This window comes from Niallia yueguangensis (assembly GCF_052663115.1).
This window is the reverse complement of sequence record NZ_JBQTCX010000022.1, coordinates 37,337-51,021: the sequence shown is the minus strand read 5'-3', so window position 1 is coordinate 51,021 and position 13,685 is coordinate 37,337. Positions and strand designations below refer to the sequence as shown.

The 13,685-nt window shown below is 36.4% G+C and carries 11 protein-coding genes; all 11 read left to right on the top strand.

Annotated features, from left to right (window positions below):
• Positions 1–90 precede the first annotated feature (90 nt).
• Positions 91–444, top strand: coding sequence for a YqxA family protein (locus ACTYA4_RS17525; protein WP_443482967.1), 354 nt, complete (start codon positions 91–93; stop codon positions 442–444).
• Positions 445–593: 149 nt separating this feature from the next.
• A complete protein-coding gene (lepA, locus tag ACTYA4_RS17520; protein WP_443482924.1) occupies positions 594–2,429 on the top strand; it encodes a translation elongation factor 4 in 1,836 nt (611 codons plus the stop codon).
• Between the two features lie 314 nt (positions 2,430–2,743).
• Positions 2,744–3,877, top strand: coding sequence for a radical SAM family heme chaperone HemW (gene hemW / locus ACTYA4_RS17515; protein ID WP_443482925.1), 1,134 nt, complete (start codon positions 2,744–2,746; stop codon positions 3,875–3,877).
• Positions 3,878–4,210: 333 nt separating this feature from the next.
• On the top strand, positions 4,211–5,239 hold the full coding sequence (gene hrcA, locus ACTYA4_RS17510; RefSeq protein WP_443482926.1) for a heat-inducible transcriptional repressor HrcA: 1,029 nt from the start codon (positions 4,211–4,213) through the stop codon (positions 5,237–5,239).
• Between the two features lie 144 nt (positions 5,240–5,383).
• Positions 5,384–5,977, top strand: coding sequence for a nucleotide exchange factor GrpE (gene grpE, locus ACTYA4_RS17505; protein WP_443482927.1), 594 nt, complete (start codon positions 5,384–5,386; stop codon positions 5,975–5,977).
• A 35-nt stretch (positions 5,978–6,012) separates the two neighbouring features.
• Positions 6,013–7,842, top strand: a complete 1,830-nt coding sequence (dnaK, locus tag ACTYA4_RS17500) for a molecular chaperone DnaK (protein ID WP_443482928.1) — start codon at positions 6,013–6,015, stop codon at positions 7,840–7,842.
• 638 nt (positions 7,843–8,480) lie between these two features.
• Entirely contained in the window at positions 8,481–9,608 is a 1,128-nt protein-coding gene (dnaJ, locus tag ACTYA4_RS17495; protein WP_443482929.1) for a molecular chaperone DnaJ, read from the top strand.
• A 19-nt stretch (positions 9,609–9,627) separates the two neighbouring features.
• On the top strand, positions 9,628–10,569 hold the full coding sequence (gene prmA / locus ACTYA4_RS17490; protein WP_443482930.1) for a 50S ribosomal protein L11 methyltransferase: 942 nt from the start codon (positions 9,628–9,630) through the stop codon (positions 10,567–10,569).
• 290 nt (positions 10,570–10,859) lie between these two features.
• Entirely contained in the window at positions 10,860–11,603 is a 744-nt protein-coding gene (locus tag ACTYA4_RS17485; RefSeq protein ID WP_443482931.1) for a 16S rRNA (uracil(1498)-N(3))-methyltransferase, read from the top strand.
• A 6-nt stretch (positions 11,604–11,609) separates the two neighbouring features.
• The gene (gene mtaB, locus ACTYA4_RS17480) at positions 11,610–12,953 is read left to right on the top strand and encodes a tRNA (N(6)-L-threonylcarbamoyladenosine(37)-C(2))-methylthiotransferase MtaB (protein ID WP_443482932.1); all 1,344 of its coding nucleotides are present in this window, start codon (positions 11,610–11,612) and stop codon (positions 12,951–12,953) included.
• Between the two features lie 29 nt (positions 12,954–12,982).
• The gene (gene deoC / locus ACTYA4_RS17475; RefSeq protein ID WP_443482933.1) at positions 12,983–13,654 is read left to right on the top strand and encodes a deoxyribose-phosphate aldolase; all 672 of its coding nucleotides are present in this window, start codon (positions 12,983–12,985) and stop codon (positions 13,652–13,654) included.
• The last annotated feature ends 31 nt before the right edge of the window (positions 13,655–13,685 follow it).

The window sequence follows — 13,685 nt, the reverse complement described above, 5'->3', positions numbered from 1 at the left end:
TCTATCTTTCCTAGCAATTACATACTATTTAGTAGACTTGCTAGGATAGGTAAACATACTTTATTAGAATTGGGGTGAAATCAGGTGAAGATGTTTACGTTTAGAGCTATCGGTATTGCAATCATAATGTTTTTATGTGTTTTGTTTGGAATGCAGCAAGCATATAGCGGCATTCGAGATATGAAAGGTTATGAAGATAAAAATTTTTCCAGCGCTTTATCCATTGAAAAAAAAGATGACCAATTAGAAGCTTCTGTACTTGGACAAGATGTTACGAGTCATGATTTGCAAAAAAAGAAAGAGAAATTAGAAGAGCTACATGCATTTAATTTATTTTCAAATATCGGAAAAGGGGTTGCAGATAGTATGTCTTCCCTTGCCCAAAAAGGAGTAGACCTTGTTGGAAGTGTGATGGATGATAGTGATAAGCAAAAGGAAAACTAGTATGTTAGTCCTAGCGAATTGACTAGACTTTAAGAAGACGATAACAAACAGGATTTGCTTTTCATCTTTAGTTTTGATTGAATCTTATTCTTCACACTGCTATAATCAAAAATAGTGTACATTGTGCGATTATTGTAGGAGTGAACAAGATGAACAGAGAAGAAATGCTAAAAAGACAATCTAAAATACGTAATTTTTCGATTATTGCTCATATAGATCATGGAAAATCAACTTTAGCTGATAGAATTTTAGAAAAAACGAATGCACTTACTGCACGTGAAATGAAAAATCAGCTTCTTGATTCGATGGACTTAGAAAGAGAACGCGGAATTACGATCAAACTAAATTCTGTGCAATTAAAATATCAGGCAAAAGACGGAGAAATTTATACACTGCATTTAATTGATACTCCTGGACATGTCGATTTTACTTATGAGGTTTCTCGTAGTTTAGCAGCATGTGAAGGAGCAGTATTAGTAGTAGATGCAGCACAAGGAATTGAAGCGCAAACATTGGCAAACGTTTATTTAGCGATTGATAATGATTTGGAAATTGTTCCGGTTATTAATAAAATTGATTTGCCGAGTGCCGATCCTGAACGAGTGCGAAATGAAATTGAAGATGTAATAGGATTGGATGCTCAAGATGCAGTACTAGCATCCGCAAAAGCTGGCATCGGTATTGAAGATATTTTAGAGCAAATTGTAGAAAAAGTACCTGCACCTGAAGGTGATCCTGAAGCGCCGTTAAAAGCACTTATTTTTGACAGTTTGTATGATGCGTACAGAGGGGTTGTTACCTACATTCGTGTAGTCGAAGGAACGGTAAAACCTGGTGATAAAATTAAAATGATGGCTACAGGAAAAGAATTTGAAGTAATAGAAGTAGGGGTATATACTCCAAAAGCAGTTAATACAGATCAATTATCCGTTGGTGATGTAGGCTTCTTAACAGCTGCTATTAAAAATGTAGGAGATACTCGTGTCGGTGATACGATCACCAATGCAAAAAATGGCGCAACAGAAGCGCTGCCTGGCTACAGAAAATTAAATCCGATGGTGTATTGCGGATTATATCCAATAGACAGCGCGAAATTTAATGATCTTCGTGAAGCGTTGGAAAAATTAGAATTAAATGATTCTGCTCTTCAGTTTGAGCCGGAAACATCTCAAGCGTTAGGATTTGGTTTCCGCTGTGGTTTCTTAGGACTTTTGCATATGGAAATCATTCAAGAGCGTATTGAGCGTGAATTTAAAATTGATTTAATTACAACAGCACCGAGTGTAATTTATCACGTCATTATGACGGATGGATCTGAAATAAAAGTTGATAATCCGTCTGCAATGCCGGATCCACAAAAAATTGATCGAGTGGAAGAACCGTATGTAAAAGCAACGATGATGGCTCCAAATGAATACGTTGGTGCTATAATGGAATTATGCCAACAAAAACGCGGTGTATTTATTGATATGCAATATATGGATGAAACACGTGTGAAAATTGTGTATGAAATTCCATTAGCTGAAATCGTTTATGATTTCTTTGATCAGTTAAAATCGAATACTAGAGGGTACGCTTCCTTTGATTACGAATTAATCGGCTATCAACCATCTACACTTGTTAAAATGGATATTCTTTTAAATAGTGAACAAGTAGATGCATTAAGTTTTATTGTGCATAAAGATTTTGCTTATGAACGTGGAAAAATAATCGTGGAAAAATTAAAAGAATTAATTCCTCGTCAGCAGTTTGAGGTTCCGATACAAGCGGCAGTAGGTCAAAAGATTGTTGCCCGTTCCACTATTAAAGCAATGCGGAAAAATGTCCTTGCTAAATGTTATGGTGGAGATATTTCTCGTAAACGTAAATTGTTGGAAAAACAAAAAGAAGGTAAAAAACGAATGAAACAAGTAGGATCTGTGGAAGTTCCGCAAGAAGCGTTTATGGCTGTATTAAAAATGGATGATAGCGATACGAAAAAATAAGATAACAAATGGGGTTAGGCTGCTACTTGCGGCTAACCTCTTTTCTTATTTTGTATGAAAAGGGGCCGGAGCTTCGCTATTTATTAAGTTAGAATCTACCTTTTCCTTATTAGATGGTTAGGAACCTGGGCATGAGTCTCTATGGTAATTTTGCATGGTGATTAAATGTTATTTTTGGGGTAGAAACATTTCTTATGAATATAATCTCTTATAAGTTAAGGTAATATAAATTTTGAAATTAGACGAGTGTCTTAATCCGACGTACAGGATGTACTATTAAAGGCGCTTGCGCTTTTTGTAAAGGTTGTGAAAAATTGATAAAAGCAGCATATCTCCATATTCCTTTTTGTGAACATATTTGTCATTATTGTGACTTTAATAAAGTATTTTTAAAAGGTCAGCCAGTAGATGAGTATTTAGATGCGTTAGAAAAGGAAATAAACTTAACAGTTGCACAATTCGGCAAAAATCCACTTTCGACTATATTTGTCGGTGGAGGCACACCTACCGCGTTGAGTGCGAAGCAGTTAGAAAGACTTTGTCAAATCATTAACGAGCAATTAGTTATGGATGAAACACTAGAATACACGTTTGAAGCAAATCCGGGTGATCTTTCAGAAGATAAATTAAAAGCATTATACAATGGAGGGGTAAATCGCTTAAGTTTTGGTGTTCAATCATTTAATAATGAACTGCTAAAACGAATTGGCAGAACCCATAAAGCAGAAGATGTGTTTACTTCTATAGAAGCAGCAAAAAAAATTGGCTTTCGCAATATTAGTGTCGATTTAATTTACAGTTTACCTGGCCAAACATTAACAGACTTTAAACAAACTTTAGAAACAGCGTTTACATTGGATATTGAGCATTTTTCTGGTTATTCCCTTATTATCGAGCCAAAAACGGTTTTTTACAACTTGCAAAGAAAAGGAAAACTTCCGACTCCAGGTGAAGATGCAGAAGCGGCAATGTATGAGGTGTTGTTAGAAGAAATGCATAAACATGGGTTCGAACAGTATGAAATCAGCAACTTTGCAAAACCGGGCTATAAAAGCCTCCACAATTTAACATATTGGAATAATGAACAATACTTCGGCTTTGGAGCAGGAGCACACGGATATGTAGCAGGTTCTAGACGTTCCAATTATGGACCGCTAAAAAAATATATAGAACCGTTGACGCAAAATCAGCTTCCATTACTCGAAAATTATTCAGTAACAAAAAGTGAAAAAATGGAAGAAGAAATGTTTTTAGGTTTAAGGAAAAATGAGGGAGTAAATATTAGCCTGTTTGAGAATAAATATAATGAAACTCCGTTATCCCTTTTTAATAAAGAAATAGACGAATTAATAAACAGAGAGTTGCTGGTAATAAAAGATAATGCACTTCAATTGACAGAGCGTGGCCGCTTTTTAGGAAATGAAGTATTTCAGTTTTTTTTAAGATAAAGGATAAAATTTTTGAAGTTAGATGAATGTCCAGCTCCAGCGCCTAGCTCTTGTGAAAAATAACCTCATGCCTCTAAAAATAAAAAACCCTTTTTGAGTCATGAGAACATTTTTTTTCAGAGCTGTTCAAGGCGCTTGCGCTTTTAATCTTTGGAAAGCTTGCTTAAACGGTTAAAATATGTTGGAATGCTAAAAGTAACAAAGAAATCATAAGTGAAAACGATTTTTTCTTCGATAAAAAGAACCAAATTATTGACATGTTCCCCGTTTATTTGATAATTTATAAATAGAATTAGCACTCATTGCGAGAGAGTGCTAACAGAGGTGATGAATGTGTTAACAAATCGTCAATTACTTATATTACAAGCAATTGTTGATGATTTTATTTTATCAGCACAACCTGTTGGCTCGAGAAGTTTGTCGAAAAAAGCTGATATTACTTTTAGTTCGGCAACCATAAGAAATGAGATGGCTGATTTAGAAGAGTCGGGGTATATAGAGAAGACGCACTCTTCTTCTGGCAGAGTTCCTTCAGAAAAAGGATATCGTTTTTATGTTGATCATCTTCTAGCGCCACAAAAGCTTCATAAGAAAGACATAGCAACAATAAATTCTGTGTTTGCAGAAAAAATATATGAATTAGAAAAAATTGTGCAAAAATCAGCAAAAATATTGTCTGATTTAACCAATTATACTACTATAGTTCTTGGGCCGGCAATGAAAGAAAATAAGTTGAGGAAGATTCAAATCATTCCTTTAAATGAGCATACGGCAACAGCTATCATTGTTACAGATACAGGACATGTGGAAAATAGAATGTTCCATTTGCCAGGATCGATTGATGCAAGTGAAATTGAAAAAGTAGTAAATATTTTAAACGATAGACTGCTTGGTGTATCACTGGATAAATTGCATAATAAAATATACAAAGAAGTTGCGACTATATTACAGCAGCATATCAGTCACTATGATTATTTTCTGCATTCTCTGTCCGAAACAATGAAAGTGGATCACCATGAAAAATTGTTTTTTGGCGGCAAAACCAATATTCTGAGTCAGCCGGAGTTTCATGATGTAAATAAAATCAGAAAACTGTTAAATATGATTGATGAAGAAGAAGGAATACATGATCTGATACGTAACACTTCAACAGATATCAATATTAAAATTGGAAGAGAAAATAATATTAGCGCAATGGAAAATTGCAGTCTTATTTCTGCCTCATATAATATTGGGGAAGAACAAATAGGATCTATAGCTATTTTAGGGCCTACAAGAATGGAATACTCCAGAGTCGTTAGTCTATTGCGATTTTTAACACATGATTTAACAAAAGTATTAACAAATTTGTATCAAAAATAGTGATGATGGAAATAGTGATTAAATGGAAATTAGTGAACCGTGATTTACTGTTATTGATAAATGATTTAAGTTTGAGTTCAAAAAGGCAACCATTAGACTTTAATTTGTTGACTTTTTGAACATCCTTTAAGGGAGGTGAATATTTTGGCAGAAGAAAAAACAACAAGCAACGAAGAATTAGAACAACAACCTGGTACTCAAGAAGAAATCGTGGAAGACGTATTAGAAGAAGTGGAACCTGCTCCTTCTAATGAAGAAAACACACTTGAAGAAAATATGAAAGCAGCAGAAGCTAAAATTGCTGAATTAGAAACAAAACTTGAAAATGAAGGGAATCGTTACCTTCGACTTCAAGCAGATTTCGATAATTCCCGTCGCAGAGCAAGGCTTGATTTAGAAGCGGCGCAAACATATAGAGCACAAAGCTTAGTACTAGATTTGTTACCAGCTATTGATAATTTCGAGAGAGCACTTAAAATCGAAGCAAGTGAAGAGCAATCCCAAACCTTATACACGGGAGTGGAAATGGTTTACAGAGGTTTGTTAGATGCACTTAAGAAAGAAGGTGTTGAGCCGATTGAATCCGTTGGCAACGAATTTGATCCACATCTTCATCAAGCAGTAATGCAGGAAGAAGTAGAAGGAACGGAGCCTAATAAAGTGGTGGAAGAGTTCCAAAAAGGATATAAACTAAAAGATAGAGTTATTCGTCCTGCGATGGTAAAAGTAAGTCAGTAAAAAGCATTACATAAAAAAATTGGAGGGATATTTCCATGAGTAAAATTATTGGTATTGATTTAGGTACAACAAACTCATGTGTTGCTGTGCTAGAAGGCGGAGAACCAAAAGTTATTCCAAATCCAGAAGGAAACCGTACTGCTCCATCTGTTGTAGCATTTAAAAACGGAGAAAGACAAGTTGGGGAAGTAGCAAAACGCCAATCTATTACAAACCCTAATACAATTATGTCTATTAAACGTCATATGGGTACAGATTACAAAGTAGAAGTTGAAGGCAAAAATTATTCACCACAAGAAGTTTCTGCTATTATTCTTCAATATTTAAAAGGTTATGCAGAAGAATATTTAGGTGAACAAGTAACAAAAGCGGTTATTACTGTTCCTGCCTATTTCAACGATGCGGAGCGTCAAGCAACAAAAGATGCAGGTAAAATTGCTGGTTTAGAAGTAGAACGTATTATTAACGAACCTACTGCAGCAGCACTTGCATACGGTCTTGATAAAACCGAAGAAGATCAAACAATCCTAGTATATGACCTTGGCGGCGGTACGTTTGACGTATCTATTCTAGAATTGGGCGACGGCGTATTTGAAGTTAAATCTACTGCTGGTGACAACCGTCTTGGTGGAGATGACTTTGACCAAGTAATTATCGACTACTTAGTAGAGCAATTCAAAAAAGAAAATGGCATTGACTTAAGCAAAGATAAAATGGCGTTGCAGCGTTTAAAAGATGCAGCTGAAAAAGCGAAAAAAGATTTATCCGGCGTTGCATCTACGCAAATTTCGTTGCCATTTATCACTGCTGGTGAAGCAGGTCCGCTTCATTTAGAAGTTTCTTTATCAAGAGCAAAATTCGAAGAGATTTCAGCTGATTTAGTAGAGCGTACAATGGGTCCTACTCGTCAAGCTCTAAAAGATGCTGGATTAAGCGCTGCTGAAATTGATAAAGTTATTCTAGTTGGTGGTTCAACTCGTATCCCAGCTGTTCAAGAAGCAATTAAAAAAGAAACAGGTAAAGAGCCTCATAAAGGGGTTAACCCAGATGAAGTAGTAGCAATGGGTGCTGCGATTCAAGGTGGAGTTATCACTGGTGACGTAAAAGACGTTGTATTGCTTGACGTTACACCACTATCTCTTGGTATTGAAACAATGGGTGCTGTATTTACAAAATTAATCGATCGCAATACAACAATCCCAACTTCGAAGTCACAAGTATTCTCTACAGCTGCAGATAATCAAACGGCTGTTGATATTCATGTACTTCAAGGGGAACGCCCGATGGCAGCTGACAACAAAACATTAGGAAGATTCCAATTAACGGATATTCCTCCAGCTCCACGTGGAATTCCACAAATTGAAGTTTCTTTTGACATTGACAAAAACGGTATTGTAAATGTTCGTGCTAAAGATCTTGGTACAAATAAAGAACAAACTATTACAATTAAATCTTCTACAGGTTTATCTGATGAAGAAATCGATAAAATGGTAAGAGAAGCAGAAGAAAATGCAGAAGCTGACAAAAAGCGCAAAGAAGAAGTAGAGTTGCGCAATGAAGCAGATCAACTTGTTTTCACTACTGAAAAAACGTTAAAAGATCTTGAAGGTAAAGTAGAAGAAAGCGAAGTAACAAAAGCAAACGAAGCAAAAGATGAATTAAAAGCAGCGATTGAAAAAGGCGATTTAGAAGAAATCAAAGCGAAAAAAGATGCTCTTCAAGAAATCGTACAAAATCTTTCTATGAAGTTATACGAAGAAGCGGCTAAACAAGCGCAGGCTGCACAAGGTGCAGAAGGCCAAAGTGCTGGAAAAGATGATAATGTAGTAGATGCTGAATTTGAAGAAGTAAAAGACGACAAATAAACATCTAACAGTCCGAAAAAGTCAAAGTCAGGTTATTCTTGGCTTTGGCTTTTCTTTTTTTAACAATAGCTCTGTTAAACGATCATGTTGTTTGTAGGAACGGAATCTGCGAGACTCCTGCAGAAAAACGGACTGACAAGACCTCGCAGTGAGGTACGGAGGCCACTGAAAAAGTGTTTTATTAGGGTAAAAATGGTATAGAGAGTTTGAAAACGACCATCATGTTGGTTAGGAGAGGCGTCCGCACGACTCCTGCGGGATTAGCGAGACAGGCGAGACCCCACAGGAGCAAAGCGACGAGGAGGCTCGGCGCTCGCCCCGCGGAAAGCGTGTGGTAAGCCTCGGAAAACCGAACGAAAACTTCTTCGTTGTTTGGATTGTCACTACCTATATTTTATAGCATTTACTTTTTCAGTGACATCGAGGTACGAGCGAGGAGGCTTGAAAGAATGTCTGCGGAAAAGGAGTGGATTCCCTGACCTTTTGAAAATCAATGATGGAATTTAACAGAGCCTTAACGATAAACAGAAATTAGCATGAATGTTATATAAAATATGTGTTCAAAAAGGTTGTATTTTAGAATAGTGAACTGATACAATAGAATTTATGTGAAAAGAATCGGGGAGTGGTAATCAATCATGAATAAAAGAGATTACTATGAAGTTCTTGGGGTAGCTAAAACAGCCTCTAAGGATGAAATAAAAAAAGCATATAGAAAGCTTTCAAAAAAATATCATCCGGATATTAACAAAGAAGCAGATGCGGATGAGAAATTTAAAGAAGTAAAAGAAGCATATGAAGTATTAAGCGATGATCAAAAACGTGCTCATTATGATCAGTTTGGCCATACAGATCCAAATCAAGGATTTGGTGGAGGCGGCGCAGATTTTGGCGGCTTCGGTGGATTTGAAGATATTTTTAATAGTTTCTTTGGCGGAGGCGGCGGCAGAAGACGTGATCCAAATGCTCCAAGACAAGGAGCAGACTTGCAGTATACGATGACATTGTCATTTGAAGAAGCTGCATTTGGCAAAGAAACAGAAATAGAAATCCCACGCGAAGAAACTTGTGAAACTTGTAATGGATCTGGTGCTAAACCAGGAACAAAACCTGTTACATGTAAGCATTGTAATGGTTCTGGACAATTAAACGTGGAACAAAACACACCATTTGGAAAAATTGTAAATAGAAGAACATGTAATTATTGTAATGGAACAGGAAAAGAAATTAAACATAAGTGTTCAACTTGTGGTGGAGCAGGTAAAGTGAAAAAACGCAGAAAAATTTCTGTGAAAATTCCTGCGGGAATCGATGATGGTCAACAGCTTCGAGTAAGCGGTCAAGGAGAGCCAGGTGTTAACGGCGGACCAGCAGGTGATTTATATGTTGTGTTCCAAATTCGAGCACATGAATTCTTCGAACGAGACGGAGAAGATGTATACTGTGAAATGCCGATTACTTTCGTTCAAGCCGCACTTGGCGATGAAGTAGAGATTCCTACCCTGCATGGAAAAGTAAAGTTAAAAGTTCCAGCTGGAACACAAACTGGTACGAAATTCCGATTAAGAGGAAAAGGGATACCAAATGTACGTGGTTATGGTGTAGGAGATCAACACGTGATTGTTCGATTAATTACGCCAACAAAACTAACAGATAAGCAAAAGCAAGTGCTGCAAGAGTTTGCAGAAGTTACAGGTGCTTCTCCACAAGGAGAAGAAGAAGAAAGTTTTTTCTCAAAAGTAAAAAGAGCCTTTAAAGGTGAATAATGATTGGAGTTGGTAGAACATGAAGTGGTCTGAAATCAGTATTCATACAACAAATGAAGCGATTGAACCTATTTCTAATATTTTGCATGAAGCTGGAGCAAGCGGGGTCGTCATTGAGGATCCTTTTGAATTATTAAAAGAAAGAGAAGACCGCTTCGGCGAAATCTACCAATTAAATCCTGATGATTATCCTGAAGAAGGTGTAGTTGTAAAAGCGTATTTACCGATTAACAGCTTCCTTGGTGAAACGGTGGAAGAAATTAAAGAAGCCATAAATAACCTTATTCTTTTTAATATTGATATAGGTTTAAATAAAGTTTCTATCATGGAAGTAAACGAAGAAGAATGGGCAACGGCATGGAAAAAATATTATCATCCTGTCAAAATATCTGAAAAATTTACGATCGTTCCAACATGGGAGAATTATACACCAGTAAATAGTGATGAGCTGATTATTGAATTGGATCCTGGAATGGCTTTTGGAACAGGAACTCATCCAACTACTGTATTATGTATTCAAGCGTTGGAAAGAATAGTAAAAAAAGAAGATGTTGTCATAGATGTAGGAACAGGTTCAGGTGTTTTAAGCATTGCTGGAGCCATGCTTGGAGCAAAGTCCGTCCTTGCCCTTGACTTGGATGAAGTAGCAGTAAATTCTGCTAAGCTTAATCTGAAGTTAAATAAAGTACATGAAGTAGCAAACGTACAGCAAAATAATCTGCTCGACGGCATTGATATAGAAGCAGACGTTATTGTGGCCAATATTTTAGCTGAAGTGATTGTCCGCTTTACAGATGATGTATACCGTTTATTAAAGAAGGATGGCTACTTTATTTCGTCTGGTATTATTTTGCAGAAAAAAGAAGAAGTAAAATGCGCCATTATCGCCTCAGGTTTAGAAATTGTTGAAACGGTACAAATGGAAGACTGGGTCAGCATAACGGCGAAAAAAATACAGTAAGAAAAGCGCAAGCGCCTTGTTCAGCCCCGAAGAAAAATGTTCTCTTGGCTCAAAAAGTTTTAGAGCCAAGAGATTATCTTTCACAGGGCTTAGGCGCTGGCCGGCTAAATACGCCACTTCCTGTGGCAATGCCGGCACTTGTACGTCGGAGCTAGACAGCTATCTAACTTTAGATATAAATTCTGATTATGTAAAAAAAGAGGGAGTTTTCGATGATTCTACGAAAACTTCCACTACTAAGTTAAAAGAAATTAGTGATTTTGAATATCCAATAAAGGTAGGTTTTTCTATTGCAGCGGTATTTTGCGAATAATATTGACAATAATTTTATCATTGAAAAAGAAGATTACCATCATATTGTAAGAGTGATGCGAATGAAAATAGGTGATGAAATTTACTGTGTGAATAACGATCAGCAAATGGCACGTTGTTGCATAGAAAAAATTACCGAAAACCAAATTATTGCGCAAGTGGTACAATGGATAGAAGAGGAAATCGAACTACCTGTTTCTGTTACGATTGTGAGCGGACTGCCAAAAGGGGATAAGCTGGAATGGATTATTCAAAAAGGGACAGAATTGGGTGCATATCAGTTTATCCCTTTTATTGCAACTCGCTCCGTTGTTAAATGGGATGACAAAAAAGCAGATAAAAAGCTTGTTCGTTGGAATAAAATTGCAAAAGAAGCAGCAGAACAGTCCCATCGTAAAAGAATTCCAGAAGTTTCTGCACCAATTAAACTAACATCACTTGTAGAATTGGGCAAAAATTATGATGTAAAATTAATTGCATATGAAGAAGAGGCGAAATCAGGAGAAACTTCTATTCTGGCACAAAATTTATCATCATTAGAAAAAGGGCAGTCTATATTAGTTGTATTCGGTCCTGAAGGTGGATTAACAGACACAGAAGTATCCTTACTTAAGGAAAATGGGTTTCAGACTTGTGGATTGGGCCCAAGAATTTTAAGAACAGAAACAGCACCATTATATTTATTATCTGCTGTTTCCTATCATTTTGAACTATTGAGGTGAATAAACATGCCAACTGTTGCTTTTCATACATTAGGATGTAAAGTAAACCATTATGAAACGGAAGCTATCTGGCAATTATTTAAACAACAAGGATATGAACGAGTAGAGTACGAAAACATTTCAGATGTATATGTTATTAATACTTGTACGGTTACGAATACAGGCGATAAAAAGAGCCGTCAGGTTATTCGACGTGCCGTTCGTAAAAATCCAAATGCAGTGATTTGTGTAACTGGCTGTTATGCTCAAACATCTCCAGCGGAAATTATGGCGATCCCTGGTGTGGATATTGTCGTAGGTACACAAGATCGAGTGAAGATGTTGGAGTATATTGAACAATATAAACAAGAAAGACAACCAATTAACGCGGTTGGGAATATTATGAAAAATCGTGTGTATGAAGAATTGGATGTTCCTGCTTTTACCGATAGAACGAGAGCATCTTTAAAAATACAAGAAGGGTGCAATAATTTCTGTACTTTCTGTATTATTCCATGGGCGAGAGGATTAATGCGTTCAAGAGATCCAAAAGAAGTTATTAATCAAGCACAGAAACTAGTTGATGCTGGATATAAAGAAATTGTTTTAACAGGAATTCATACAGGCGGCTACGGCGAAGATATGAAGGATTATAATTTAGCAAGTCTTCTTCGTGACTTAGAGGCACAAGTAAAAGGGCTGAAACGTCTTCGCATCTCTTCAATTGAGGCTAGTCAAATTACAGATGAAGTAATTGAAGTATTGGATCAATCTAATATTGTTGTTAATCATCTTCATATTCCAATTCAATCCGGTTCAGACACTGTATTAAAGAGAATGAGAAGAAAATATACAATGGAGTTTTTTGCAGAACGAATTACTCGTTTGAAAAAAGCACTGCCAGGATTAGCTGTCACTTCTGATGTAATTGTGGGATTCCCCGGTGAAACGGAAGAAGAATTTATGGAAACGTATCAGTTTATAAAAGAACATAAATTTTCTGAATTACATGTATTCCCGTATTCAAAACGTACAGGTACACCAGCAGCGAGAATGGAAGACCAAATAGACGAAGAGATTAAAAATGAACGTGTTCACCGTTTAATTGCATTGTCTGATCAATTAGCAAAAGAATATGCTTCTCAATATGAAGGAGAAGTAGTTGAGGTTATTCCAGAGGAAGTTTATAAAGAAAATGGTAATTTGTATGTAGGCTATACGGACAATTATTTAAAAGTAGTATTTCCTGCAAATGAAGAAATGGTCGGACAAATTGTGAAAGTAAAAATAACTAAAGCTGGATATCCGGTAAACGAAGGACAATTTGTTCGGGTAATGGATGTTGTCGATCAAGAACAAGCAATCGTTTAGATGACCTTTTATATAAAGGAGAAATAATAATGAGCAAAAATATAGCAAAAATGATTGATCATACATTATTAAAAGCAGATGCGATCGAAAACCAAATCAAGCTATTATGTGAAGAGGCGAAACAATACGAATTTGCTTCTGTTTGTGTCAATCCTACTTGGGTAAAAACAGCAAGTGAGTTATTAGCAGGAACAAATGTAAAAGTTTGTACCGTTATTGGTTTTCCTTTAGGGGCAACTACATCTGCTGTCAAAGCATTTGAAACAAAAGATGCAATCGAAAACGGAGCAACAGAAGTAGATATGGTAATTAATATCGGCGCATTAAAAGATAATAATTATGCTCTTGTTAAAGAAGATATTAAAGCAGTTGTTCAAGCTGCAGATGGAAAAGCGTTGACAAAAGTGATTATTGAAACAAGTTTGTTGACAGATGAAGAGAAGGAAGCTGCTTGTCGTTTAGCGGTTGAAGCAGGTACTGATTTTGTGAAAACATCTACGGGATTTTCTACAGGTGGAGCAACTGCTGCAGATATTCAATTAATGAGAAAGACTGTTGGTCCTGATATTGGCGTAAAAGCATCAGGCGGGGTTAGAAGCAGTGAAGATACAGAAAAAATGATCGAAGCAGGCGCTACAAGAATTGGAGCAAGTTCAGGCGTTGCGATTGTAAATGGCTTAACAAGCAACAGTGATTATTAATATGGGTAAAGGGGCTGTTCAATAGTCGATT

Bases quoted from the DNA above. Each gene is read 5' to 3' on its own strand.
- ACTYA4_RS17525 (WP_443482967.1), top strand. From the start codon at position 91: ATGTTTACGTTTAGAGCTATCGGTATTGCAATCATAATGTTTTTATGT.
- lepA (WP_443482924.1), top strand. From the start codon at position 594: ATGAACAGAGAAGAAATGCTAAAAAGACAATCTAAAATACGTAATTTT.
- dnaK (WP_443482928.1), top strand. From the start codon at position 6,013: ATGAGTAAAATTATTGGTATTGATTTAGGTACAACAAACTCATGTGTT.
- dnaJ (WP_443482929.1), top strand. From the start codon at position 8,481: ATGAATAAAAGAGATTACTATGAAGTTCTTGGGGTAGCTAAAACAGCC.
- prmA (WP_443482930.1), top strand. From the start codon at position 9,628: ATGAAGTGGTCTGAAATCAGTATTCATACAACAAATGAAGCGATTGAA.
- mtaB (WP_443482932.1), top strand. From the start codon at position 11,610: ATGCCAACTGTTGCTTTTCATACATTAGGATGTAAAGTAAACCATTAT.
- deoC (WP_443482933.1), top strand. From the start codon at position 12,983: ATGAGCAAAAATATAGCAAAAATGATTGATCATACATTATTAAAAGCA.